26 protein-coding genes, 1 pseudogene and 1 riboswitch are annotated in these 25,747 nt (G+C 50.1%); of the genes and pseudogenes, 4 read left to right on the top strand and 23 right to left on the bottom strand.

The window, feature by feature from the left end:
* Positions 1-143: 143 nt before the first annotated feature.
* From EDM55_RS10315 to EDM55_RS10305, 3 genes are read right to left on the bottom strand one after another with little or no spacing between them, the layout of a single operon-like run.
* Positions 144-2,489: a xanthine dehydrogenase family protein molybdopterin-binding subunit gene (locus tag EDM55_RS10315; RefSeq protein ID WP_122960266.1), complete on the bottom strand. Its 2,346-nt coding sequence runs from the start codon at positions 2,487-2,489 to the stop codon at positions 144-146.
* 4 nt (positions 2,490-2,493) lie between these two features.
* Positions 2,494-2,979, bottom strand: a complete 486-nt coding sequence (locus tag EDM55_RS10310) for a (2Fe-2S)-binding protein (RefSeq protein WP_092276813.1) — start codon at positions 2,977-2,979, stop codon at positions 2,494-2,496.
* Positions 2,976-4,052 carry an FAD binding domain-containing protein gene (locus tag EDM55_RS10305; RefSeq protein WP_218033728.1) on the bottom strand — a complete coding sequence of 359 codons (1,077 nt, stop codon included), beginning with the start codon at positions 4,050-4,052 and terminating at the stop codon, positions 2,976-2,978. The genes EDM55_RS10310 and EDM55_RS10305 overlap by 4 nt, the downstream gene beginning before the upstream one ends.
* Here EDM55_RS10305 and EDM55_RS10300 point away from each other — a divergent pair.
* Positions 4,021-4,644, top strand: coding sequence for a LysR family transcriptional regulator substrate-binding protein (locus EDM55_RS10300; RefSeq protein ID WP_170184512.1), 624 nt, complete (start codon positions 4,021-4,023; stop codon positions 4,642-4,644). The two genes, EDM55_RS10305 and EDM55_RS10300, sit on opposite strands and share 32 nt — an antisense overlap.
* Positions 4,645-4,768: 124 nt before the next feature.
* On the opposite strand, the gene EDM55_RS10295 is transcribed toward EDM55_RS10300, so the two are convergent.
* From EDM55_RS10295 to EDM55_RS10260, 8 genes are all read right to left on the bottom strand, one after another.
* Positions 4,769-5,389 carry a nucleotidyltransferase family protein gene (locus tag EDM55_RS10295; protein ID WP_170184513.1) on the bottom strand — a complete coding sequence of 207 codons (621 nt, stop codon included), beginning with the start codon at positions 5,387-5,389 and terminating at the stop codon, positions 4,769-4,771.
* Positions 5,382-6,431 (bottom strand): XdhC family protein, encoded by a 1,050-nt coding sequence (locus EDM55_RS10290; protein WP_122960264.1) that lies wholly within the window; start codon positions 6,429-6,431, stop codon positions 5,382-5,384. Before EDM55_RS10290 ends, EDM55_RS10295 begins: the two co-directional genes overlap by 8 nt.
* A gap of 46 nt (positions 6,432-6,477) precedes the next feature.
* The gene (locus tag EDM55_RS10285; RefSeq protein WP_122960263.1) at positions 6,478-7,752 is read right to left on the bottom strand and encodes an MFS transporter; all 1,275 of its coding nucleotides are present in this window, start codon (positions 7,750-7,752) and stop codon (positions 6,478-6,480) included.
* A 302-nt stretch (positions 7,753-8,054) separates the two neighbouring features.
* A complete protein-coding gene (locus tag EDM55_RS10280) occupies positions 8,055-9,518 on the bottom strand; it encodes a hypothetical protein (protein ID WP_092276801.1) in 1,464 nt (487 codons plus the stop codon).
* Between the two features lie 533 nt (positions 9,519-10,051).
* Positions 10,052-10,471 (bottom strand): MarR family winged helix-turn-helix transcriptional regulator, encoded by a 420-nt coding sequence (locus tag EDM55_RS10275; RefSeq protein ID WP_122960262.1) that lies wholly within the window; start codon positions 10,469-10,471, stop codon positions 10,052-10,054.
* Positions 10,472-10,698: 227 nt separating this feature from the next.
* Positions 10,699-11,313: an alpha/beta hydrolase gene (locus EDM55_RS10270; protein ID WP_092276795.1), complete on the bottom strand. Its 615-nt coding sequence runs from the start codon at positions 11,311-11,313 to the stop codon at positions 10,699-10,701.
* Entirely contained in the window at positions 11,314-12,261 is a 948-nt protein-coding gene (locus EDM55_RS10265) for a ring-cleaving dioxygenase (protein WP_092276792.1), read from the bottom strand.
* A gap of 303 nt (positions 12,262-12,564) precedes the next feature.
* Positions 12,565-13,020, bottom strand: a complete 456-nt coding sequence (locus tag EDM55_RS10260; protein WP_246071127.1) for a MarR family winged helix-turn-helix transcriptional regulator — start codon at positions 13,018-13,020, stop codon at positions 12,565-12,567.
* Positions 13,021-13,281: 261 nt separating this feature from the next.
* Here EDM55_RS10260 and EDM55_RS10255 point away from each other — a divergent pair, with 261 nt between their 5' ends.
* Entirely contained in the window at positions 13,282-13,713 is a 432-nt protein-coding gene (locus EDM55_RS10255; protein ID WP_122960261.1) for a VOC family protein, read from the top strand.
* A 314-nt stretch (positions 13,714-14,027) separates the two neighbouring features.
* Here EDM55_RS10255 and EDM55_RS10250 read toward each other — a convergent pair whose 3' ends face one another.
* The 5 genes and pseudogenes from EDM55_RS10250 to EDM55_RS10235 all read right to left on the bottom strand — a co-directional run bounded on the left by EDM55_RS10250 (position 14,028) and on the right by EDM55_RS10235 (position 18,050).
* A complete protein-coding gene (locus EDM55_RS10250) occupies positions 14,028-14,540 on the bottom strand; it encodes an AAA family ATPase (protein WP_122960260.1) in 513 nt (170 codons plus the stop codon).
* 192 nt (positions 14,541-14,732) lie between these two features.
* Positions 14,733-14,879: a hypothetical protein gene (locus EDM55_RS30220; RefSeq protein WP_183191709.1), complete on the bottom strand. Its 147-nt coding sequence runs from the start codon at positions 14,877-14,879 to the stop codon at positions 14,733-14,735.
* On the bottom strand, positions 14,876-15,358 hold the full coding sequence (locus tag EDM55_RS10245; RefSeq protein WP_122960259.1) for an acyl-CoA thioesterase: 483 nt from the start codon (positions 15,356-15,358) through the stop codon (positions 14,876-14,878). The genes EDM55_RS30220 and EDM55_RS10245 overlap by 4 nt, the downstream gene beginning before the upstream one ends.
* Before the next feature lie 36 nt (positions 15,359-15,394).
* Positions 15,395-15,508 (bottom strand): annotated as a pseudogene (locus EDM55_RS31415) (hypothetical protein); the annotation flags it as partial.
* 174 nt (positions 15,509-15,682) lie between these two features.
* Positions 15,683-15,873, bottom strand: a riboswitch (cobalamin riboswitch).
* A complete protein-coding gene (locus EDM55_RS10235; protein WP_122960257.1) occupies positions 15,867-18,050 on the bottom strand; it encodes a heavy metal translocating P-type ATPase in 2,184 nt (727 codons plus the stop codon). (Overlaps the previous riboswitch by 7 nt.)
* Before the next feature lie 165 nt (positions 18,051-18,215).
* Between EDM55_RS10235 and EDM55_RS10230 the strand changes: the two genes are divergently transcribed.
* Positions 18,216-18,671: a FixH family protein gene (locus tag EDM55_RS10230; RefSeq protein WP_122960256.1), complete on the top strand. Its 456-nt coding sequence runs from the start codon at positions 18,216-18,218 to the stop codon at positions 18,669-18,671.
* Positions 18,672-18,681: 10 nt separating this feature from the next.
* On the opposite strand, the gene EDM55_RS10225 is transcribed toward EDM55_RS10230, so the two are convergent.
* The 7 genes from EDM55_RS10225 to EDM55_RS10195 all read right to left on the bottom strand — a co-directional run bounded on the left by EDM55_RS10225 (position 18,682) and on the right by EDM55_RS10195 (position 24,885).
* Complete coding sequence (locus EDM55_RS10225) at positions 18,682-19,368, bottom strand: sulfite exporter TauE/SafE family protein (RefSeq protein ID WP_122960255.1); 687 nt, start codon at positions 19,366-19,368, stop codon at positions 18,682-18,684.
* 300 nt (positions 19,369-19,668) lie between these two features.
* Positions 19,669-20,139 (bottom strand): GNAT family N-acetyltransferase, encoded by a 471-nt coding sequence (locus tag EDM55_RS10220; protein ID WP_092276774.1) that lies wholly within the window; start codon positions 20,137-20,139, stop codon positions 19,669-19,671.
* 129 nt (positions 20,140-20,268) lie between these two features.
* Complete coding sequence (locus EDM55_RS10215) at positions 20,269-21,201, bottom strand: phosphotransferase (protein ID WP_122960254.1); 933 nt, start codon at positions 21,199-21,201, stop codon at positions 20,269-20,271.
* Positions 21,202-21,249: 48 nt separating this feature from the next.
* The gene (locus tag EDM55_RS10210; protein ID WP_122960253.1) at positions 21,250-21,888 is read right to left on the bottom strand and encodes an O-methyltransferase; all 639 of its coding nucleotides are present in this window, start codon (positions 21,886-21,888) and stop codon (positions 21,250-21,252) included.
* Between the two features lie 282 nt (positions 21,889-22,170).
* Positions 22,171-22,794 carry an arylformamidase gene (gene kynB, locus EDM55_RS10205; RefSeq protein ID WP_092276767.1) on the bottom strand — a complete coding sequence of 208 codons (624 nt, stop codon included), beginning with the start codon at positions 22,792-22,794 and terminating at the stop codon, positions 22,171-22,173.
* Positions 22,795-22,806: 12 nt separating this feature from the next.
* The gene (gene kynA / locus EDM55_RS10200) at positions 22,807-23,667 is read right to left on the bottom strand and encodes a tryptophan 2,3-dioxygenase (protein ID WP_122960252.1); all 861 of its coding nucleotides are present in this window, start codon (positions 23,665-23,667) and stop codon (positions 22,807-22,809) included.
* Positions 23,668-23,688: 21 nt separating this feature from the next.
* Complete coding sequence (locus tag EDM55_RS10195; RefSeq protein ID WP_122960251.1) at positions 23,689-24,885, bottom strand: aminotransferase-like domain-containing protein; 1,197 nt, start codon at positions 24,883-24,885, stop codon at positions 23,689-23,691.
* 225 nt (positions 24,886-25,110) lie between these two features.
* Between EDM55_RS10195 and EDM55_RS10190 the strand changes: the two genes are divergently transcribed.
* The gene (locus tag EDM55_RS10190) at positions 25,111-25,719 is read left to right on the top strand and encodes a TetR/AcrR family transcriptional regulator (RefSeq protein WP_122960277.1); all 609 of its coding nucleotides are present in this window, start codon (positions 25,111-25,113) and stop codon (positions 25,717-25,719) included.
* Positions 25,720-25,747: the final 28 nt, after the last annotated feature.

Below are 25,747 nucleotides of genomic sequence, written 5' to 3'. Positions count from 1 at the left end.
CAAACGGGAGTCAGTCCCCACTGTGCGCGATGGCTTCTCTATTGGGGTTTGACCATAGAAGCTGAGGAGGCAAAAAAAGAGGCGCTCACTGATTGATGCGCCCCTTTTTGTAGCGTTGGTTTTGACTTTATCGGATGTGGCGTTTACGCCCTTTGGCCATCCTGCAGCAGGCTGAACACACGGTTCGGGCTGATTGGCAGGCGGTCGATTTTTATGTTGAACGGAGACAAAGCATCTACTACCGCATTCGCAATCGCAGCCGGCGAAGATATTGCGCCGCTCTCCCCTACTCCTTTGACACCGAGCGGGTTGCGCGTGGAGTAGTATTCCTGCTCGCCTTGAATCGCTTTCGGCACTTCCATCGCGGTCGGCATCAGGTAGTCCATGTACGTACCTGTCAGCAGCTGACCGTTGTCATTGTAGACGATCTCTTCGTACAGAGCCGTACCCAGACCTTGTGCGAAGCCTCCTTGTACCTGGCCTTCCACGATCATCGGATTGATCACGCGACCGCTGTCGTGCACGATGTAGTAATTGTTGATTTTGACGAAACAGGTCTCGATATCTACTTCGACCTCTGCGACGTGGAAGGAGGACGAGTAGGTAACTGTCGGCGGCACGAAGTAATGGGTAGCTTCCAAGCCTGGCTCCATGCCAGGTGGTACCTTGCAGCGAGGACCCGGAGCTGCTGCCTCGTATACTTGCGCGAACGTCATTTTTTGCTCGGGATCCGTTTCCGAGTAAACGACGCCATCCTTCATCGTCAGCTCCTCGGCCGGGATGCCCATCACATGACCTGCAACCGCCAGCACTTTCGTACGCAGTTTTTCTGCTGCGAAATGAGTAGCAGATCCTGCGTTTACCGCGCTTCGGCTCGCATACGTACCGGCACCGAAGCCGAGAAGGGCCGTATCTCCGCATTTGACGGTTACTTTGTCCAGTCCGACATTCAAGACATCTCCTGCAACTTGCCCGAAGACAGTCTCATGGCTTTGTCCTTGCGGAGAAGAGCCTGTGTGAATCATCAGCTGTCCGAAAGCATCGATAGCCGCCTTAGCGCCCTCGAACGGTCCCACACCGGTTCCTTCTACGTTGGAGGAGATCCCGATCCCCACGTATCTGCCTTCTTTTCTCCACGCGCGTATATCTTTGTAGCCGGACATTTCCAGCGCCATTTGCATCGCTTCCGGATAGTCGCCGCAATCATAGATCAGCTCGCCGCCATCTTTATAGTACATCCCTTGGCTGTACGGCATTTCCTCGGCCGGAATGATATTTTTCATCATGATTTCTGCCGGATCGATATTCAGATGGCGAGCAATCATGTCCATCATCCGGTCCATTGCCAAAACAACTTCCGGTCTTCCCGCACCGCGATACGGAACATTCGGTGTTTTGTGCGTCAACGCAATCTTGCATGTGAGGTCGAATACCGGGATTTTGTAAGCACCACGGAAATGCGCCGCACTGTTGTACGCGCAGGTGAAAGCGAAGTAGTTGATCGCACCGACGTCCAGCACGAAATGATCACGCAGGCCGAGAATCGTACCGTCGTTCATGAATGCCACTTCGATATCGTGAATTTGGTCACGGGAATGACGAGCCGCACTCATGCTCTCGATGCGGTCCTCGATCCAGCGAACTGGGCGTTTCAGCTCCCTCGCCAGGAAAGCCAGCATGACTTCCTCGGTATAGAGTCCCCCTTTTGCTCCAAAACCGCCGCCTACGTCAGGAGCCGTTACGCGGATATTTTGTTCCACGAGCCCCAGAATCTTCGCGACATAGTGACGTACCTCAAAAGGCATTTGGGTAGAAGACCAAATATGCTGCTGGTCGCCGCGGCTTTCGTAATCGGCCACGACACCACGCGTCTCGATCGGATTGGAGGAAACACGCGGAGAAGTAAAGCGGCCGCTCAGTACGTGATCAGCCTTTTTCAATACGTCCTCAAAGTCTCCTACTGGCAAATGGAAGTACGCTTGCAGGTTATTCCCCATGCTCTCCTGTACGAGTGGAGCTCCCTCTTCCAGTGCTTTGAACGGATCCACGACAGACGGCAGTGGTTCGTAATCGACTTTGATCAGGGCTGCCGCATCCTCTGCGACATAACGGTTTTTCGCCACTACACATGCCACGCTTTGTCCCACGTACATGACCTTTCCTTGCGCGAGAACTGGCTCTTCATTATTGAACATGAACGGTTTGATCTGGTCTTCGATATGCTTCGGCAGGCGACAGTGGGAGTCAATCTGGGTAAGCGGCTTTACTCTTCCTACCAAATCCGCACCTGTGTAAACTGCGTACACACCTTCCAACGCCTTTGCCGCTTCTACGTCGATATTTTTGATCTTCGCATGCGCATGTGTGCTGCGCACGAAGGTAGCTTCCACCATTCCCGGCTTTTTGATATCGGCGACGAACATTCCTGTACCCGTGACCATGCGATAATCTTCTTTACGTCTCAAGCTTTGTCCAACTAGAGTTGCCATCGGTTCACTCTCCTTGTTTGGCAAGCGCTTGGGAAGCCTGCTCTACTGCTTTGACTATGTTTGCATATCCTGTGCAGCGGCACAGATTACCGGAAATAGCTTCGCGAATCTCGTGCTCGTTCGGGTTCGGGTTTTCGTTTAGGAAATCGACGAGTGTCATCATGAAGCCTGGCGTGCAGAAACCGCATTGCAGAGCATGGTTGTCGGAGAATGCCTGTTGCAGCGGATGCAGGGTCCCATCTTCTTTTACCAAAGACTCAACGGTGTCGATACTGCTGCCATCTGCTTGAACCGCGAGCATCAGACAGGAGCGCGCAGCCTTTCCGTCTACCAATACGGTACATGCACCACAGACACCGTGCTCACAGCCCAAATGCGTACCTGTCAGATTCAGATGATCACGGATGAAGTCAGCCAGAAGCATGCGTGTTTCTACGGTTTCCGTCAGCTGCTCTCCGTTTACGGTAACGGTAATTTCTTTTGTATTCATCCCTTCGTCCCTCCCGCCCGTTTCAAAGCTGTTTGCAGCGCACGCTTGGTCAATGCTTTTACCAAAGAGCGTCTGTACTCCACAGAACCGTGCAAATCGCTGTCCGGCTCTACTTGTTCACTTCCCAGCACACTGGCCTCTTCCAGAACCTCGTCTGTAGGCTCTTTGCCTATCAAGAATTCTTCTGCATCCTCCAATACGCAAGGTACCGGGTTTGCTCCACCAGCCGCGAGTCTGGCCAAGGTAATTTCGTTGTTTTCATCCAGGTCAATGACTGCCGCGATTTCAACCAAGGCAAAGTCACTGTGACGTCTTGATACTTCTGTAAATTCATAGCCCGCAGTTTCCGGAAGAATCGGGAAGCGCAGCTCTTTGATCATTTGGTCGGGCTGCAGGGAAGTCAGCAAATACGTGAGGAAAAACTCATCAGGTGTAACCGTTTCTTCACCGTCGGCATGGGCGATGACAATCTCTCCACGCAGTGCGGCAATCACACAGGGAAGCTCTGCAGACGGGTCCGCATGGGCGATACTTCCGCCAATCGTTCCTCTGAGGCGAATTTGGGGATGCCCGATCCAGCGAACCGCCTCAATCAAAAGGGGACACAGCTTTCGAACCAACGGCGAAAACTCCACGTCGCGATGCTTCGTAAGCGCACCGATCACGAGGTAGCCATCTTCTTCGCGAATATAGAAAAGATCCTCAACACGACCGATATCAATCAAATACTTCGGTGTGGAAAGCCGCATGTTCAAAACCGGAATCAGGCTCTGGCCACCGGACATAATTTTTGCATCCTCGCCCAGATCAGCAAGGTATTGAAGCGCTTCCTCCAAACTCGACGGACGCAGGTATTCAAACGCGGCTGGGTCCCTCTGTTTGACCGTCATGGCAAGCAAATCCGTCTCAATCGCTTTGGACAAGCCTTTCTCAAACGCATCGAGCGTGTCTTCTCCGAGCTGGAGGAAGGGCAACAGGAGTTGGCTGACCTGACCGGATTGGAGCGCGGACAAGTTTTTTCTGGCAGCTGCCACTGGCCGCTTGCTTCCGGAGCTGCTCAGTGCTTTTCTCAAGCGTCATCCTCACGTCAATGTCAAGCTGTTGCAAGGCTCCACGCAGGAATGTCAAAATCTTTTGGAACGCGGAGAGGTCGACCTCGCGATTACTCATCCGCTCATTCAGGAAGAACGCATTCAAAGCGTTTCCTTGTTGACAGAAAATATGTTTCTTGCGGTTCCGCCTGACCACCGCCTCGCAAACGCAAACAAGGTATCCCTGAGCGAAGCAGCCACAGAAACCTTCATCGGTCTCACCAAGACGTACGAATTGACAGAAACGACAACCAACATGTGTCTGCAAGCCGGATTTACTCCGAATTTTGCCTTTGAGTGCAATGATGCAGAAGTCATCCTGCGCATGGTTAACAACGGACTGGGCGTCGCCCTCATTCCAGAGCATTGGTGGACCTACAACCAGCACTGGTGGACACAATCCCCGGAAAAACGGGAAGCCCAAGCACCTGTTTACTTGCCCATCGTCGATCACTACTCCAAGCGGGTCGTGGGGCTATCCTGGGTAAAAGCCCGTTATCTCACCATGGCTGCCCGCGAGCTGCGCGATTTTACCATCAGCTACTTTGAAGAGATGAACAAAGACTCCATATAAAAATTTTCCTGAATACTTTTAATTTTTTTAATTCAAAGAGATCGAAAGCGCTTACCTTTGTAGAAATGGAAATAGGATTTACCCATGGGTATCAGCCTTTGGATAAATCCTATTTCGTTTCTATCTATTTCTGATGCAGTCGCGGGTCTATTTCCTGAATCCGTCGATAGTCATCGGGAGTATCTACATCGAGATTCCAGCTTGCAGTGTCAAAGCTGACCGTTTTCATGTGAGTCTTGTATTTGACGATCACATCTTTGCCCCCCTGATCCCCCGTCACTAGGCAAAGCTCCTCCATCAAAGCAGCGTCAAAAAGCACGGGATGACCAGCGATGCCCGCGTAGAAGGCACGCACGATCTTGGTTCCTTCTGCCCGACTGTCTTCGTAGGTACGGATCAAAGCTTGTACCACTTCGTCCGGCACATACGGCTGGTCCGCCAAAAATACGAGGACTGCATCAACGCGTCCACTCGCAGCAGCAATCCCTACTCGCAGAGAAGATGCCATTCCCGTCGCATACTCTCGGTTGTCCAGCACCTCTACCTCTGGCAAATCACTTGTCAGCCGGCGCAATTCTTCCGTTCGTTCTCCGCCAACCAACAGAACCGGACTCAGATCATTTGCTATTGCCCTCTCAACACTGTGACGAAACAACGGTTTCCCCTGCAGAGGCAAAAACTGCTTGGCCTCCCCCATGCGCCGTGACAGTCCTGCCGCCAGTACAATCGCACCGATTCTAGGCATGGATCTTGCTCTTTCCATGCAGCGGAAGGGCTTGTCTGCTATTTCTTTCTGCCATCAGCTGTGACACGATACTCATCGCCACCTCATCCATCGTTTCTGCCCCCAGGTCGAGACCGATCGGGGCATGAATCGGACCGCTTGAAAGCTTGCTATCAATCTGTACCAGCATTTCTTCTGTACGCGTGAGAGGCCCCAACACTCCGATAAATTTCGGATCACTGCGCAAAGCCAGATTCAGGGAAGCTTGATCGCGCTCCAGATGATGATTCATGATCACCCACCAGCTGTCTGAAAGCTCCGATGGGTCTACCTCTGTTGCTGACTGGACGATATGACGTGCAGCAGGGAAAGCTTCCGGTGTATTAAAGCCACTTCGCGGGTCCAACACGGTGACCGAAAAGCCCATACGCGCCGCCATTTCAACAACGGGTCGTGCATCAAGCCCAGCACCCGCTACAACTAATCGCTCATTCGGTTTTACCACATCGATATAAAAACGTCTGCCTTCAAAAACAAAGACTTCTGCACGTGTCTGGCGATCAAAGCGCTGTCTGGCATGGCGAAGGACTTCTTCCGGCAGCAAGTCGCCTTCTCGCGCGACCATTTCGTTCTCTGTCAGCAGCGCACGTGACCCGTTGATGATTTCAATAATCAAGGAAACACTTTGCTCTCGCTGAAGCGCTTCGTCTACCTGCAACCAAAAGCGGTCTTGCGGATTCACAGGCAGGATGCCGATCGTAAGCGAGCCCTTGCAGCCAATCCCCAGGCTCCACACTTCACTTTCGCTCAGGTCGTATCGCTGCAGACGAGGTTCTCCTGACTGCATGGCTTTTTCAGCCCAGCCGAACAGATCGCTTTCCAGACAGCCCCCACTTATCGTCCCAAAGATACGTCCATCCTCTGCCATCATTACCTTCGTACCTGGCAAGCGGTAAGCCGACCCTTGTACATTCATGAGCATAAGCAGTGCAGCCTTGTGACCTTCCTGCCAAGCCATCCTGATCTGATTTATCACTTCCCGAAACTCCTGTAAACGTGACATTTCGGCACACTCCTTGTGAAATCCTCTTGTTGTACGTTCGAGTTGATTAGTAGCCTTTGCGCATCAGTACCAAGCGCAGTACCAGTGAAATGACGATAAAGCTCATCAGCGCCAGGAAGCCCCCTGTATAGGAACCAGAAGCTTGGCTTACAGCACCTACTACGATTGGCCCGACAGCCGCCAGGGCATAGGAAACGCTACCAAAAATACCGCCGATACGTCCCATTACTCGCGGCGATGCCACTTTATGCAGCATCGTCATGGTCAGAGCAGCCGGCATGAGCAATACGCTGATCAAGAGAATGCTCAAAAGCTGTGCACCCATGACACTGCTGGTAAACATCGACAGCAACAAGAAAATAATAATCAGTGCACTTGCTCCGCCAACAAATACAGCGCGCTTCATGATTTTGTCAGACAAGAAACCCGAACCCATTTGAACGAGAATCGCCAAGCCATAGCCGGCAGCATTGACAAAAGCAGATTGTACGAAAGGAACTTGTTTGACTTCCGTCAGATAGCTTGGAAGGAATGTGGAAATTCCGAAGAATCCGATGGAAACACAGCCGTAAACCGCAACCAGCATCCAGAAGATGGGGTTTTTCAAAACCGCTTTTACTTCACCCGTGTCCGCGATCTCTTTCTTTACCGTGCTTGCTCCTTTTTCGATGTACTCTTTCTCAGCCGCATTGACGGCACGGTGTTCGCCCGGGCTGTTGCGGACCATCAGCCAGAACATGACCAGACAGAGAAGGGACACGGCACCAAGCGCATGATAGCTCTCTCTCCATCCATAATTTTGCGCGACGATCGCGATAATCGGCAAACCGATCACGGGACCCAAGGAGTTACCATTGAACCAAAGCGCCTGTGCTTTTGCTTGCTCGTTCGCAGGGAACCATTTGGCAGTCAACGTCAAAGCGATGGGATAAAGGACACCTTCACTCAAGCCAAGAATAGAACGGGACCAGAACAAAGCCGATACGGACTCAGCCATTCCCCCCAGAACCATTGCAACTACCCAGAAGAAAATACCGATGAGACCACTCTTACATGCACCAATACGGTCAACAACAAAACCCCAACCAAATTGCCCAATAGCGTAGGTTATCAGGAAAATACTGCTCAATGTACCTTTAATCGCGCCATCCTTAATGCCCAAATCCTGCAGGAAGGGCTTGTTCGCCAGCAAAATGTTGATGTTGGACTTGTCAATCATCGACACGGTGAACAAAATAAGTAGCGGCAAACCGATCTGAATCCATCTTGCTCTTGTCATTTTTCCAGTTGCTGCTTGCGCTGTAGTCCCCAGTTGGCTCAAATGAATACCCGCTATTGTTTTTCTTGCTACTCCCCCATTGTACGTTCGATTTTTTATTATTTTAAATATAAAAAGAATTATTAAATCATTCTTAAAAACTCATAAGCCAATAATGATGACCATCCGCGCCCGAATTTTTGCAAAAAAACCTTTTCAAAATCAGAGCTTTGGCAAAACACCCGCTCTCCCCCTTTATCTGGCCTATCATAGTTTCTATGGAATATGAAAACGGCTCTTCGGCACTCCATCAAGAGGAAGATGCTATAGCAACTATGAATGCCTCCTCTCAAAGGTGAGGCTAACTACCAAATCACGAGGGCAACGATTGTGGAAAGAATCAAGCCCACCACGACGGGTAAAAAGTTTTTCCGTGCCAAGTCAAAGGCAGATACTCCGCAAAATCCGGATACAGCCACCAGGGAAGACCAAGCTACCAGTGTTCCGCCCCCTGTAAAGATCGTTCCTACCTGACCGATCGCCGCCAGAGTCGAAGCGTCCACTCCCGATCCTTGTGCCAATGCGCCAGAAAGGGATCCGGCTAAAGTCAAGCCTGCAAATCCTGAGCCATCCAGCCCGGTGAGCATTCCTACAAACAAAATGCCGAATGCCGTTAAGAACGAGCTTTGTGGAACATAAGCTTGCGCACTCTGCACGAGGTCAAACAAAAATGCCGGTTTCGCAGCATCCTCTGCCAGCGACAAAATACTTCCAGTGAAATCGCTGCTGCCCATGAAGAAAAATCCGGCAATCGGAATGACTGCCCCCATCACCCGGAATGCAACGACAAAGCCCTCTGTCAGATGGTCGCCGATTTTATCAAACGCTTTCATTCCTTTTGCCGCCAAAGTCGCCAGGATCAAAAGCATAACGGCTGTCCCGCAAATGAGAGCCGCTCCGTCCCCGCCAATCAAACCACCCTCGCGACCTTCGATAACCTTTGTGCTGATCATATAGCCTACGACGACGAGCATGGTCAGTGGAACGATAATAGCGAATGCCTTTCCCCACTTGGTTGCAACGCTTTTTGGAATCGCATCTTCCGCTGTTGCAGCCATTTCACTGGCAGCCTGCCCTTGGGCACCTACGCCTTGCAAAATAGCTAGTTCCTGCTCTACTTCGGCGCTGTTTGGTTTACGGATCTGCTTGCGCATCACTGCATACGCGATGGCAATGGACGTCAGACCAGTGATCAGCGACAATACCAAGGATTTGTCTGCCACGAGAGCCGTATCAATCCCTGCCGCTGTAGCAGTCACCATAGGGACGACCTGCATGACATAGTCAGAGGCCAGTGCCATCCCCTGCCCTGCCAGCGCTACCGCCACCGCTGCCCCCATCACAGGCAATCCGGCACGAACCGCTGCCGGGACCAGCAAGGCACAGATCAATGGGACCGCTGGAGTCGGCCAGAAGAACAGCGAAATCACATACGTAATGCCGACCAGAACAAAAAAGGCAACGTGACCGTTTACCATATACTTTTGAATCGGGGCAATCATCTGTTTGTCTGCGCCGAGATCCTTCAATGAGTTAAGCAAGGCAACCATAAAGGTCATGATCAGAAAAATATTGAACAGTTCTTTAGCCGCTACTAGATTCGCGTTAAAAACGGCGGTGAGTCCACCAACCATGCTCCCCTTATACATCCAGGCTACGAGCAGCGTACCGATTAAGGTGGGGATGACAACTCCCCGGCGGAAAATAATGGCCGCAATAATGACCAAGGTAACAAAGGCGAACATCCAATGTGCTGCAGTCAATGCCATAAACCTTCTTTCACAGGATATTAACTCCGTTATCCGCAAATCTGCGATAACAGCTGAAAATTAGTTGCCATAGCAACCACTGCTCCTGGCTTGTGACTATCACGCTCCCCCCCCCTTTTCATCTCAAATGTCCATCTGAAAATAGCGATGCGTTTCTTTTGCCAGCTCAAAAGATACGTAGCTGCGCCCCCCTAATAACTGTGCTGCTATCACGTTACCCCTTCATTGTACTTTTGTTTTTTTATAATTTTAAATATAAAAACAATTATTACATCATGCTTATAGCCTCATAAGGCAATCCTGATCGGGTTGTCAGGGCGTTTTTTCTCACCAAAAACCTTTTTGTAGCGCGATTTGGGACAAGTCGTATGTTCCACCCTTTATTTGGGGATTCATAGTTTCAGGGGAATTAGAAAATTTGGCTCCGCCAAGCTTTATGGCGGAGCCTTAGTTGCACTTATACTGGCTAAGAATATTGTAAATTCTTACCGTATAAAAAATGATCCTCTTTCCGAAAGGATCATCCAGCAGGCTTACGTCGCGTTTTTATAAATCTTATGCAGGATCCTGCGCAGTGTCTCTTTCTCTTCTTCCGTCATACCCTGTTGCAGCTGCTTGTTCACTTCCGCCAAGTGCGGACGAACCATCTCACACAATATTCTGCCTTTTTTCGAGATATGGACGCTCAAATAGCGACGGTCACTCGTACTGGTGACCCGAATGATAAATCCCTTTTTTTCCAGACTGGAAACCATTCGGGCTACATTCGTTTTGTCTTTTTCGAGCTGCTGCGCAATCTCATTTTGTGTCAGTCCGTCCCGCTCGAGGAGCAATCGCAAAATCAGATGCTGCTCGGGAGCTATTTGATACGGCTCCATTTTCGTTCGCATGAGATTGGTTATCTTTACGTCCAAGCGGCGAATAAACAAAGACATTGTATCGTCAATTTTCATGAAATCACCCACGTCTGAAATTTGTTACAAGTGTAGATGCATTTCGGATAGCCGTCAATGGCAGCTCCAGTCGCTTACCAGCCTTTTTACACAGATGTTTAATTCAAAAAGAATGCGACTCTGTACCCCTTTTCCTCCCTGTTACCCGGCAAAACCTCACAAAAAAACAGCAGACTGGACGCCTGCTGTTTTTCTTCATGGGCAAGTTCTCATTTTTATTTTCCTGTTTACCCGAGATCAAATACATCGCGGAACCACTCGGCAGAGGCGTTCACTTCCGCAGCAGTGAGCTGATGGCCGTAGTTTGCCCATTGCAGCGCGACCGAGGCACCCGCTCCCTTTAGCAAATGAGACAGCTCCTCCGTTTCCTGTGGGGAACAAATCGGGTCATTCGTACCTGCACCGATAAAGATCGGGACACCAGTCAGATCAGGCAAAGGGATTCCACGCCGCGGAACCATCGGGTGATAAAGAATCGCTCCCTTTAAAGCATCTGCGTAATGAAAAAGAAGACTTCCTGCGATATTCGCTCCGTTGGAATAGCCGACAGCCACTAGATTGTCGCGGTCAAACTGGTATTCGAGCGCCGCTTGATCAAGAAAATCATTGAGCTCCTTAGTGCGAAAAATGAGATCCTCTTCGTCAAACACCCCTTCTGCAAGCCGTCGAAAGAAGCGTGGCATGCCATTTTCCAGTACATTTCCCCGAACGCTGAGCACAGAAGCCTCTGGAGCGATGCGCTGCCCCAGCGGAAGCAAGTCGTTTTCGTCTCCGCCCGTGCCATGCAGAAGCAAAAGCGTAGGAGCATCGAGGTTGGTCCCTTGTTTAAACACATGTTTCATTTACTTGTCTCCCTCCAGCACACGTACGGTAATAGGCGTTAAGCCCTGCTCAATCTGCGTACGATAAGGCTCATACCATTCGGGCAGCATCAGTTTCTCCCCTAACTGTTCGAACGCTTCATCTCTTCCAAAGCCTGGAGGATCCGTAGCAATTTCAAAGAGAATCTCGCCGTATTCCCGGAAATAGAGTGCGTTAAAATATTGTCTGTCCACGATGTCTGTTGGATGCAGTCCATACGCTTCCACCTTTTCCCTCCAGCTGCGATGATCGGCATCGTCTTTTGCCCGCCAAGCGATATGGTGAACCGTTCCCGCTCCGCCTGCTCCTCTTGGCACAGGCTGTGCATTTACATCAATGATGTTGCCCAGATCGCCTACCGAACGGAAGCGGACGAGTCCACCTTCCTCACCGACCTTTTCAAGCCCCAGCAGATTTTGCAGCACTTCCATCGTTTTTTCTGGCTGTACGCTATACAGGATCGCTCCCCCAAAGCCTTTGATCGCTTTCTCGGCAGGAATATTGCCAAACGACCACTTGCTTGGCGCACCGCCTTCGCGCTCAACCAGCTCGAGCTGCAGACCATCCTGATCGGCGAATTGCAGATATGTCTCTTTGAATCGCGTTACTTTGTTATAGGCTACTTCAAATTTGTTCAAACGATCCTCCCAGAAGCCCAGCGTTCCGACCGGAATCAAAAAGGTGGTATACCCCACCTGTCCTCCCCCAATGCGGCCCTTGCGTGAGGCGGCATAAGGAAAGAAGGTAATAGCGGTTCCCGGACTCCCTGCCTCGTTTCCGAAATAGAGATGATACACTTCAGGGGCATCAAAGTTAATGGTTTTCTTCACCAGTCTAAGTCCGAGCAAGCCTGCGTAAAAGTCGACGTTCTCCTGTGGATGTCTTACAAAAGCCGTAATGTGGTGGATGCCTGCTGTTTGCTGTTTCATACTTGTTTCCTCCTCTGATTGCCGTAGGATCGGCTTTTTATCCTTCGTTCATTTATCTTTAATTAAAGATTTTGTGGGAATGGAGAGCTATTATCCCCACATCTGATGCTGTCAACGGATCTATGGCTGCTGCCCCGCCTTTACCATTTTGACTGCCAGGTTTACGTTTGCCATCTTTATCCGCTCCTTCTTTCCCTTTTTTCCTTGGCTATGACTTCGTTATCATTCCCAATCAGGTACGAGATCACCGCACAAATACCCTTTATTCATATATCTTAAATTAGAGATATATTCTCAAAAAAATTACTTCTTCAAATTGGATGCTTTCAGACCCGTTTCTTTTAGCAGTTGGATCATTGTATCTTTTTGTTCGGCTGTAAGCCCTTTAAACAGCTTTTCGATAGCTGTACGGTGCTGAGGAAAAATTTCATCCATCAGCTGTTTTCCTGCTTTCGTGATGGAGGCGTAAATGACGCGGCGATCCTCCTGGCTGCTTTTCCGTTCCAGCAATTGTTTAGACTCCAGCTTATCAATCACATAGGTCATGCTACCACTTGCCAGCAACACTTTTTTGCCAATATGCTGGATCGGCTGCTCGCCTTTATGATACAGCAGCTCGAGCACCATGAATTCCGATGGATTCAGACCGTAGCGCTTCATATCGTCTGTCACGAAGTCGCTGATCGACCGATACGCTCTCGATAAGATCACGAACAGCTTCAGTGACAATTCGTCCGGGTGGCCGTCATCTTTTTTCACAGAACCAAACCCTTTTATAAAATATCTTTAATTCGAGATAATTGTATGATGAATATTTCCCTTTGTCAACCCGGTCGATTGAAAAAGATTGTAAACGGCGATTCAAGTCAATGCGCCACAACGATAGAAAATAAATGGAAATTTTAACTATTACCCTGTTGCAAACATACGTTCTGTTCGTTATAATCATATTGTGGCAGAAAATGGATGACCATCTCTTGTCCGCAACGAAAAAAACACTCGCCGAGGAGCTGAATGTTCATGACCATGCGCTTGACTCCCTATTTGATGATGGATGGCAACGCCAAAGAAGCGATCGAGTTTTACCAGAAAGCACTCGAAGCACAAGTTCTTTTCCTGCAAACCTTTGGGGAAATGCCTGCAAATCCCGAGTATCCTCTGCCAGAAGCTGCACGAGATCGCGTTGGACATGCTACGATTAAAATCGGAGAGTCCGAGCTGATGTTTTCGGATACATTCCCAGGGCAGCCTGTTCAAATCGGCAACCAAGTCACCATTTGTCTCTCCACCGACTCAGCCGATAAGTCCAAGCAGCTGTTTGAAGCTCTGCAAGAAGGCGGCTCTGTCGTTATGCCTCTGCAAGAAACCCACTTCAGCCCTGGTTATGGCATTGTAACGGACAAGTTCGGCGTAAGCTTCCAAATCTACACGGAAGGTCAGCATCATATGTAATAATTAGAAAACTTGGCTGCGCCAAGCCTTTTGCACCCAAAGGGTACAGGTCTCCGCCTTAGTTGCACGTTTACTGGATAAGAATCTTATAAATTCTTACTGTACAACGAAACCGAGTCTCCTAGATGGCAGGCTCGGTTTTTCTGATTGCTTTCCTTCATGCTATAGCCATATGCAAGTGTTCGGTGAAAATAAAGTATTAGACTGCCGCTGTTATCATTCAACTATCGCTCTCCTTTAGTGCAGTGGATGGGACTATTCGGATCCAGGTGCACCGGTGTATTGGGCTATCCGTGAGCGCCTGAAAGTTACTGTCATTGGCGTTCATTTGCTTCGATTTGATGGAGGATTTCGTCAACGACGTGCGCGATCGGTACGGTGGCGTCGATTATAATCCCGTTTTTAGGAACGCCTTCTTTCGTTTGATGCAAGCGCGCACAGATTTCCCGTTCCTCTGGTCTACCACCCCAGTCAGTTGGGTCGAGTGCCACTCGCTCATCAATCCGCCGGAGACAGGTTTCCAAGTCAACCTCAAGGACAAACACGCCGTCGAAGAGATCGATGAATTTGGGATAATTCCGCGAACCACCGCAGAAAAATGTTACCGCCTCATCCTGATTGTCGACCAAAGCTTTTACTTTATCTACATGCCAAATGTGGTGTTCGGGTTTAAAGTCATCCGTCGGGGTACCAGTTTCCGGATCGCCTTGATAAGCTAATTCACGGTCACCATGAATGGCATGGTAACCGCGCCGCTGCAATTCGTTGCAGACCGTAGTTTTGCCGGCGCCAGAAACGCCTCCAATCAGATAATTCCTAATGCCCATGACAGACCCTCCATTCAACTGAATAAGCACTATTAATAATATGAGATATTTCTATCTGTCGCTAAACTGCCCGTTATCTTAATGTGGCGTTGCCAGTCTAATACTTTATTTTCTCAGTCTACAACTTATTTTCCGAGTCTAATACTTTATTTTTTAGTCCAACACTTTATTTTCATTGGACAGCAAGAACGCTCAGACATGGCTGTCGATATCCGTCATCCCGCAGCACGAGCATGCTTGTCCCATATCGATGTGTTCTTCTAAGCTCCGTACATCTTCTACATAGCCGCACCACGGACATTCGAAATGCTCGATCATCCTGTCATTTCGCTCCATCATTGTACCTTCTCTGCCCGGCGCTTTTTTCTTATATGATAGCGTTCTTCCGCATGTTCGTACTGGCTTTTTTCCTCATCGGTCTCGGGAATCACCTGTGGGACTGCGGTCGGTTTTCCTTCGTCATCCAAGGCGATAAAGGTTAAATAAGCTCTCGCTGTCAATCTGCGCTCAGCTGTCAGCAAATTCTCCGACTCTACCTTTACGAAAACTTCCATCGAGGTTTTGTGTACCCACGTCACGTAGGCTTCCAGATTGATCGCTTCACCGGTTTTGATCGGAGCCAAGAAGTCAAAGCTGTCGCTTGATACGGTCACTACGGCTCGGCGGCAATGACGCATGGCTGCTATGCAAGCAATCTTGTCTACGTGCGCCATCACTTTTCCCCCAAAAATCGTATGGAGGTGGTTCGTATCGGGCGGAAAGACCAGATCAGTCATGACGGTTCTGGATTCACTGACAGTTTTGGATGAATGGTCCATGCTGCTCCTCCTTACGTCTCGTTCTACTCTGCTGCTCTATTTCACTGCCGCCAGCTGTTTGCGCACCAGTTGAGTAGCCTCTACCATGTTTTTGAGCGAAGCGATGGTTTCTTCTTCGCCGCGTGTTTTCAATCCGCAGTCAGGATTGATCTATTACGGCCAGCCACAAGTCCTACACCATGAGTCTTATCTTTCAGGAATCCATATATACCGGCAAATCGATCACTTCCGCGTAGTGTTTTACGGAGTCCAAAAAGTTTCTGCTCTTCATTTCGCTCACTCCATATCCCTCCAGCTTTTTGGTTTTGAACGAAATAGAAAAAGCATTCCCAACCCCTGATAGAAGGTTAGAAATGCCTAAATAAGCAGTGTTCGCCAGCAACCTGCCTTCCCAATCCATTTGGATCAGTGCTATTTCGGAGTGCTGACTCCCCTCTTACAGTGGCGGGACCGTGTCGGAATTGCACCGAGCTTCCCTTTTCATCCTTGGCTACATGCACAGTTGTTTTTACAATTTGCTCCGTCTCAGTCGCAACGAGTTCAATACGACGGAGAGCGAGCTGAATGCCATCGCGATCCCCGCTACCCACGGAGCCAAAAAGCCAATCATCGTCGCTGGAATGGCGACCGTATTGTAAAAGAGCGCCCAAAACAGATTTTGGCGAATGTTTTTCATCGTTTGCTGACTGAGGAGGAAGGAATGCACAATGCCCGTCAGCTCCCCGTGCATGATGAGCACGTCAGCAGAATCCTTCGAGATATCCGCTCCTGTACCGAGCGCAATCCCAATGTGGGAAGCCATGAGCGCAGGAGCGTCATTGATCCCATCTCCGACCATTGCCACCGTCTTGCCCCTCTTTTGCAGCTCCTGAATAATCTGGACCTTTTCCCCCGGCAGCTTGCTGGCATAGACGCGACGTATCCCTGCTTGTCTGGCGATACTCCAGGCCGTATGCTCGTTGTCTCCCGTGATGATCATGACGTCTTTTCCGAGCTTTTTCAGCCGTTGCACAGCATGTACGGCATCCTCCTTCAGCGGATCGGACAGGGCAATATAGCCAGCCAGCCGATGGTCGATGGCCACCAGCATCACGATTTTCCCTTCTGTCGCGTGTCCGTCCATTCGCTGTTGTACGGGGGTAACGTCAATGTTATGGCTGTTCATGAGCTTGGCAGAGCCCACGATGACGGAGTGACCGCTTACACTCGCAATAATTCCGTATCCGGGCAAAGGTGTGAACGAGGTAGGAGCAGGTATGGACACGCCGCGATTTTTCATATACGTGACAATCGCCGCTGCGAGAGGATGCTCGGACGCCGTTTCTGCAGCTGCTACCAAGCGCATAAGCTCTTCCTTTGACCACCCTAATGTATACAGGTCGATCACTTCATGCTTTCCTTTTGTCAGCGTGCCTGTTTTGTCCAAAACGACCGTATCCACCCGCTGCAGTGTCTCCAAATACTTGCCTTGCTTGAATAAAATACCGAGCTGTGCCGCCCGCCCTGATGCTACCAGGATGGACATCGGCGTCGCCAAACCCAAGGCACACGGACAAGCGATGATGAGCACCGCGATGGCCTTCTCGAGCGACTCGCCGAATGCGTGCGACGTGAACACGTAATACCAGGCCAAAAACGAGATCACGGCTATGCTGATGATGATCGGCACGAAGATATCCGTCATTTCGTCTGCCATGCGTTGGATCGGTGCTTTGGACATCTGGGCTTCCTCTACCGTCTTGATGACCTGCGTTAATGCAGTTTCACTACCTACCTTTGTCGTTTTCACTTTCAGCCAGCCATTCTGGTTCAGTGTCGCCCCGATCACCGTTTGACCGCTCCATTTCTCCACCGGCAGGCTCTCTCCTGTAAAAATGGATTGGTCGACCGTGGATTGGCCTTCGATGACGAGGCCGTCCGTAGGAATGCGTTCCCCTGGCTTGACGATGAAAATATCACCGACAACGAGTTCGCTTATGGGCACAGTGGTAACACCTGTCGGGCGCAGCACGTTCGCGACCTTCGGCTGTAAATGATGCAGCTGCCGGATGGCGTTTCTGCTGCGATCCTTGGCCATGGCCTCCAGGTATTTGCCAAGTAGCAGAAAAGTAAAGATAACCGCACAGGTCTCGTAGTAAAGCGTGAGCTGATGGGTGGACGCAGGCGAGGCCGTAAACGTGAGGTAATGACTGTAAAAAAAAGCGGCCGACGTACTGAGAACGACCAGGACATCCATATTGGCGCTACGGTTCCGGATCGCACTCCAAGCGCCCGCGTAAAAGGGATAGCCGATCCATAGCTGAATGGGAAGCGCCAAGGCGAACTGAAAATAGGGATGCAAAAATAGCGCAGGTACCCAAATAAACGAGGAAAACGAAAAATGAGACGCCATCCCCCACAAAAAAGGCACGGTGAGGACACTGGAAAACAGGAAGCGGCGAAGCAGGTCGTCCTTTTCCGAGTGCGCCTCTCCCTCTTGCTCGGGCTGTGCCTGATAGCCCAGCTTTTCAATCCTCGCTATGATCGCATCGTTGTCAATTTGCTGATCATCATAGGAAACCCGCGCTTTGTTGGTCGCCAGGCTGACCTCTACCTCTATCACACCGTTCGTTTTCGTCAGTATTTTTTCGATCCGAGTCGCACAGGCAGCACAAGTCATTCCTGTGACCTGATAGATTTGCTTCGTGGTCATTCTCTGAACACCCCTTTGTTACGACCGCATGTCCCGCTGTAATACGTATGCGTCGTTCAAGGGATTTAGAAATGAAACCAGGCAGATAAACTGCATGGAAGTGCCTTCTTTTGAATACGATTAGGGTGCTTGCTGCTTGCAATACAGTGAGAAAGCGGTGATCGTTTGAAACGAGCTTCTGTCCTGTCCATGCTGTTTTTTTCTGCCCTGTTGCTCCTGTCGGCATGCTCTTCACACGCGGGTCACTCGGCTCAGGATACGCCATCATCCCCTCCATCCAGCTCCACTGCGTCATCTGATAGGCTGACCTTTGCTGAGTATTCTCTTTCCATCCAAGTCGAACTGGAGCCTGAAACGCCTAAAATCCTCAAGGAAAATGAACTGCGCATCATGCTTTCTGAAGCGGAGGCTGACAAGTGGAAAAACGCCAAAGTCTCGATCACCTTGTCGATGCCGAGCATGGATCACGGAGAAGTACAGGTAGCGGCCGAATACATAGAGCCAGGGGTATTCGTTGCAAAGATCATCCCAACGATGATCGGAGAATGGAAAGCGGATATTACGCTGGAGGCAGACGGCAAGTCTTCCACGGTGTCCTACTTGTTTTCCGCCGAGCCTTGATCTCCCCCATCTACCATAGCCAAGGATTTACATGAGGCACCCAGCCGTTGATTACCAGACCGCGCATGATTGACACCACACCGATGTAGACTGCGAGCAGATTGGCGACGACCAAAATCCGGTTGCGTAGCGCTCTGGAAAGAACGACGGAGAACAGGCCGATCAGAAAAAGGGCTGGCAGTGTTCCGAGTCCAAAAAAGGCCAGCGTAAGCGCGCCTTCTCCCATGCTTCCTGAGGCAGCGGCTTTCATATGCATCGTATAGGTCAGGCCGCAGGGTAAAAAGCCGAGCAGCAACCCGCTGAAAAAAATAGGGAGGACACCAGGGCGAGATTTTTGTTTGTCCAGCCACTTTTGTACGGGGGACAGCTGCAGGATAGACCATTGGGTAAGCGGCAGAGACACCTTTTTGATGACCCACAGCAGGATCAACAGTCCACCCAGTACGTTGGCGATCCCTTGGAGTCCTACTATCGTTCCCGCTGCATCTACAAACGAGCCGATCAATCCCATGAACGCGCCGACTCCCATATAGGTCAGGACCCGACCGAGGTTGTACGCCATAACGGTATGCAGCATGGAGGAACGGGACTGCAGGGTCCATGCCGACATAATTCCTCCGCACATACCGATGCAATGAGGGGCGCTAAAGATTCCTGTCAGCGTCAAGAGCAGATAATCATGCAGGCCGAGGTGCATGGGGCGATCCCTACCTTTGCTCGAATGTGTCATCCTCTCTTTTAGTTACTTCACTTGCTGCGCGATTATGACTAGGGGAACGATTCGAGTGCAGCTGTATAAGAAAACCTCTATCGAGGCCTGCTCAAGGAGGAGCGACCGCGTTTTAGTGGAATGTTTTACCGAAGTAATGCCAGAAGCTGACGCTGAGGCACTTCGTCATGCGCTCCAGAATTCATAAGCATTACGCTTATAAATTCTTATACGTTAAAAAAACGAACTGCCAGGGCGCACCTGGCAGTTCATGTTTTATGTAGAGCTTTATGATTGATACGGGTAAGACAACGTTTTTCCCATACAAATGCTGTTGTCATTATCCACGTACGGTTCATATCGATCGATCACTTCATAGCCCAGCTTGCCGTACAACGAGACTGCTTCAGGCTGATTGGTGCCTGTCTCCAGAATCGCTCTTCCCTTCCCTTCCTCGACTGCCCATGCCTCGAGAGCCTGGAGTACCTTTTTGGCGACTCCCTGCCCCCGTGCTCCCTCTTTCACATACATTCTTTTGATTTCCACGATCCCCGATTGGCCTGTATCACGAAAACAGCCGCACCCCACTGGCGCGCCATCTACATAGGCGACAACGACCTTCGCATCTAATTTGATCACGTTAAACGGCAGGTAAGACTCTTGGGTATGGGGGTATCGTTGCCAAAGGTCTTGATCAAGCAATTCGATCAACAAGCGAAAATCAGGGTGGTCGGAAGAAGTTCTGGTCAAGCTAACCATGGCGATTCACAGCTCCTTGTCATGGAATCATGACTATTGATTTGCCATCATTTCATTCGGCTCATCACCATAGTAGCACGGAAAATTCCAACCCTTCAACCAGTTATGTCAGAAAACATGACATCACATTTACCTATCATGAAATTCCTCATCAGTGAGCGCCCGCGCGATCGTACCCTTTGCCTCCTGGGCAAGCCGCTTATCTCCGTCATCTATGGCTTGCAGCCAAACCAGCATGGGTATGTAAATGGCCATCATACGCGCCAGTCGCTTCGTATCTTCGTCCACTTCCCCATACTCCGCGAAGAATGCATGGCGTGCTCGCGGCGGCAGAAAGCTGTATCCGATACTCAAGTCCCCGGCAGCGTGCCCCACGCTCATATCTCCCCAATCGATAATACCTGAGACTTCCCCCTGTTCGTCTACCAGTACGTTTTTAAAATGCAGATCGCCATGTGAAAAAACATTACGCTCCCGAACCGGATCGGTAGACAGCTGTTTGAAATAGTCCGCCAGAGCAGCTCGCTCTCTTTCCTCCATCTGGTTGCTCAGACGAGAGAGGAAGACTTGCATCTTTTCCTTTCGCGCAGGGATGTCCATCAGCTTCCGATGGTCTTCGGGAGCACCGTTTTCACGGGCGATCTGGACTGGAAAGGAGTGCAGCCTTCGCAAAAACTGTCCCAGCTTCTTAGCCGATTTCGCCCGTTGCTCATCCGCAAGCTTTTGGGGGAAGCTGCCTTTGACATACGAATACCCTAAAAAAGGACAAGGATACTCGCTGGTTCCTTTTCCGTAGAAAAGCGGCTTCGGATACGACAGAGTAAGTAAACCGTCCAGTTTTGGCAGGAGCTTCCCTTCCAAATGAATCAAATCAACCGCAAGCTCTCTTCGCGGAAATCGAAAGACGTACTTGCCGCCAACGAGAAAGACCGTATTGTCCCAGCCATGCCCCAGCCGCTGTACAGTATGAGAGGATAGCTGGGGAAATTGGCTGTAGATGAGCTGCTGTGCGATCTCGTCTGAAATATCCCAATCCGGGTCCCATACATTCTTGTTTGCCACGTATATGCTCCTCCCTTTTCATCGCTACGACCTGATCGGGCAAAAGTCTTACTCCTTTACCTTTGAGACAGTCAAACCATCGCCAATCGGAATCAACTGGGACTCCAGCTGAGGATGATTCGCCACCGCTTCATTGAACTTCCTCATGATTTTTGTATACCGCGTCGGCATCGCATTGTCAGCTGCTACACTGCCACCGGCAAGCACGTTATCCGCAACGATCAGAGCGCCCGGCTTTGCCAATCGAATGCACGCATGCAGGTAGTTTTCATAATTGTCTTTGTCCGCATCAATAAAGAAAAAATCAAATTGCCTCTTCTCGCTGACGAGCTGCTCCAGGCTTTGCAGTGCCGGTCCAATCATATAGGTTACCTGCTGCCCAAAGCCAGCCTTTGATAGATTGCGGTGTGCCAGCTCTGCGTATTTTTCCTCCAGCTCCAGAGACGTGAGTGTTCCCCCCCTGCCAAAGCCTCTGGCCAGGCAAATCCCGCTATAGCCGCCAAGAGCTCCTATTTCCAGCACATCTTTCGCCCCGGAAATGGAGATCAGCAACGTGAGGAGCTTTCCTGAAGAGGGAGACACCGAGATAGAAGGCATGCCGTTTTCTTTGATGGACGCAACGACTTCCTCCAAAAGAGTATCTTGCTTGGAAAACACGGAGTCGATATAGCTGTTCACTTGATCCATCCTGTTCCATCCCCTTCTCTCCATGATGGTAAGTCTCTTACCCAATTTTATACACAACGCCCATTTGGGTAAAACTCCCTTTTTGGGCTTTCTATAACAAAACTCCTGATTTTCCGCCGTTTGTAAGAAAATCAGGAGTTTCTTCTAACCATTTATGATTGTTTCGGCTTTTTGATGAACAGCGACAAGGCAGAGCCAGCAGCTACAGCTTGTGTGGGCCACGCCTTCACCTGGACGAAAAAAGCACCGTGCCAGCGCACGATGCTCTTTCTCTCTATCCCCTTACAGCTCCCGAAGCACAGCTCTTACCGGGCTTCCATCCGCCTCGACTAGCGGCAGAGGCAGTGCGATTAATTCATAGTCACCTGGCTGTACGTCTTCCAGAACGATGCCCTCCAAAATGTGAATGCCATGACGAGTAAGCCCATGGTGAGCGGGCAGCTCCTTGCTGTCGAGTACATCAACGGAAGGAAGATCCAGCCCGATCAGTCGGACGCCGTACTGTGCGAGATAGGCAGCCAAGTCTGGCTCCAAATGGGGAATGGTTTGAGGAAACGACTGTCGGTCTACCCATGCTCCAGTACGGATCAACAGGCGCGTTACCCCTTCCAATTCGACATCTTTCAAATCATCGATCCCAATCGATTGGCTTACAGAAACGTGAACGACACGCGCTGGCCCTACATACAGCTCCGGGTCCAGGTCAATGACCCGCTTTCCTTCATCATCGAAATGAAAAGGAGCATCGATATGCGTTCCCGTATGAATGCTCATGACGATTTTGCCCACATTTACAGAACCGCTGTCTGCTTTATTCCATGCCAGCGAATACGAAAACGGCGTATCCCCCGGCCAACCCGCTACCTGGTTATCCAGTCTTTGCGAAATATCGATCAATCGCTTCAAGGAAAGCCCCCCTTACAGTTGCGTGCGCAGGCTCCACAGCTCAGGGAAGAAGCGATGATCCAAAGCTCTCCTGAGATAGCCTACCCCCGAAGATCCACCTGTGCCAGGCTTTTGCCCGATGATGCGCTCTACGGTATTCATGTGATTAAAACGCCATTGCTGCTGCTGGCTCGCGATGTCCACCAGTTTTTCCGCCAGCTCATACAGGTCCCAATACTTATTCACATCCCGATAAACGGCCAGCCATGCTTGCTCTACACTTTCGTTCGGCTGATAGGCTTCCGCCCAGTTACGGTTCAGGGCAGCTTCATCCACCGGCAATCCCCGGTTTGCCATAGCGGCGATTGCAGCGTCGTAAATGCTTGGCGCATCCAAAAGCTGCTTCATCTTGCTGGACAGCTCCGCTTCGTGCTGATAGACAGAGAGGACGTGTTCATTTTTATGTCCGAGCATAAACTCGATCATGCGGTTTTGATAGGATTGAAAGCCGGAGGAGTATCCCAGCTTGTGACGGAACTGCATGTACTCCGCTGGTGTCAGCGTAGAGAGCACATCCCATGACTTGATCAGCTGCTGCTGAATACGGGAAACGCGGGACAGCATTTTGAAAGCCGGTTCCAGCTGATCCTCCTGGATGCTCGCCATCGCAGCTGACAGCTCGTGCAGAATCTGCTTCATCCATAGCTCACTCACCTGATGGATGACGATAAACAGCATTTCATCATGATGATCGGACAGCCTTTTTTGACTTGTCAGCACACGATCCAGCTGCAAATAATCCCCGTAAGTCATGTCCTTGCCGAAATCGGTATGAATGGTTTTCTCCAGCTCACTGCTGTCTTTCATTTGATCTTCCTCCGATTGTTTGGTCATCCGTACAGGTCTCTCCTTTTTCTAGCCCAATTTAACCGATTGTTTAAACGCTGCTGTCAAGCGCTCCATCCCGATCTTGATCTTTTCCGGATTCGGGTGCGTAAAGTTCAAACGAAGCGTATTCTCTTGAGGATTTTCTACAAAGAAGGGACCGCCCGGAATGAACGCAACACCGTGCTCCAGGACCTGCTTCAGCAATTCTGTTGCATTGATACTCTCGTGCACCTTCGCCCAGATAAACATCCCGCCCTTGGGCTCCACCCAGGAAACCAGATTCTCATCCAAGGTATTTAAATAATCTCGCATAATGCTCATATGCTGATAGTAATTTTTGCTAAGCATCCGAATGTGCGCATCCAGGTCCATATCACGCAGCAGATAGTACAGCGCTTGCTGGTCCAGTGGGCTCGACATGAGGTCTGCCGCTTCTTTGATCTGAGACATGTACTTGATGACAGCCTCAGGACCAGTCACCCACCCGATACGCAGGGAGGGTACGACCGTCTTGGAAAAAGAGCTTGTATACACGACTTGTGTTTTCCGTTCGTCCATGGCAGCGATCGGCGTGTACTTTTCCTCCTCATGAAACTGGATGTCCCCGTACGGATCGTCTTCGAGGATCAGTGTATCGTACTTGTACGCCAGCTCCAGCAAAGCAGCTCGCCGCTCTTCGCTCCAGACTTTTCCGTCCGGATTGGAGAAGGTAGGGACAACATAGACGAATTTCGGTTGATGTTGCTTGAGTTTCTGCTCGAGGTCTTCCGGGTACATCCCGTCTTTGTCCCCTTCAACGGCAACCAATTTGGCCTCGTAGGATTCAAATGCCTGTGTCGCAGCCAGGAAGGTTGGGTTTTCCGTCAGCACGACATCGCCCGGTGACAGCATGACGCGGCTCAAGAGGTCAATCGACTGCTGCGAGCCAGTCGTCAGCAGGATCTCCTCTGGCTTGGCCTGAATGCCCTTGGACTTGACCCGCTCACTGATCGCTCCACGCAGCGGCATGTAGCCTGTCGTCATTCCGTACTGCAGGCTTGCATTGCCGGATGCGAATACTTTTTCGAATGCCTGCTGGATTTCGGCAGTAGGGAAATAAGGCTCATGCGGGTTTCCTCCCGCAAAAGAGATAACATCGCTCCCCTTTCTTTGGATGATGCCTCCAATCTCGCGGATCGCCGAGGTTTTAAACATTTTGGTCCGGTCAGCAAAACGGTAGCTCATGAGTAGAATCCCCCTTCTATTATGTAAAAGTGTAAATAGTGAGAATATTAGTTTGAGTAGAAAAGTTGGAAATATGATGCGATGTCACTAATATAAAATATATGTGACATGTCGTCAAGTAATGTTGTCAAACGCCCTTGTTCGTCTTTGATTTCCGATCGTAATTAGGTAATATCAGTAATAGATGAGGAAAAATGATCGAAAAGAGGAAGGTACGTGACGAAGATCTCGGAACATATAGACGGTAGAAATCTACGCTCGATCAATACCCGCAAACGATTATTAGCCGCTGGATACGATATATTTATTGAATTCGGATTTCAAAAAGCAACGATCTCCCAAATCATCAAAAAGGCAAAAACCGGCTACGGCACAGCCTACATTCATTTCAGCGGCAAGGACGACCTATTGATCGTGCTGATGGATGATGTCATGAATCGCTTTTACGAGATTGCCAAAATGAGCTTTGAACCGACATCCAAACAGGAAGCCATCGATATGATCACGATGCAAACCCGCTTATTTCTGGAGAACGCGATCCAGGAGCAGGCCATCATGCAGGTATTTATGGAGGCCATTCGCCATTCCGATAAAGTCCAGGAAAAGTGGATTGAAATCCGGGAAAGCTTTGTAGAACAGATCGCCAAAGACGTCGCCTACGCTCAGAAAACTGGACTGGCTCGGACCGATCTGGATAACTATTTGGTCGCGAGGAATTGGTTTTCTCTTAACGAATCGCATTTATGGGATATTGTGAATCAGACAAACAAGCATTCCATATCGGAAATTACTCATAATATTACGGCGCTTTATACGGGTGGTCTGTATTATTAACCAGAGCCGCCTATAAGAAAAAACCAAC

Origin of the sequence: Brevibacillus centrosporus, assembly GCF_003710815.1 — a bacterium.
Classification (GTDB): domain Bacteria; phylum Bacillota; class Bacilli; order Brevibacillales; family Brevibacillaceae; genus Brevibacillus; species Brevibacillus centrosporus.
Note: the sequence above shows the minus strand (reverse complement) of the source record. Positions and strands in the feature narration are given on the sequence as shown.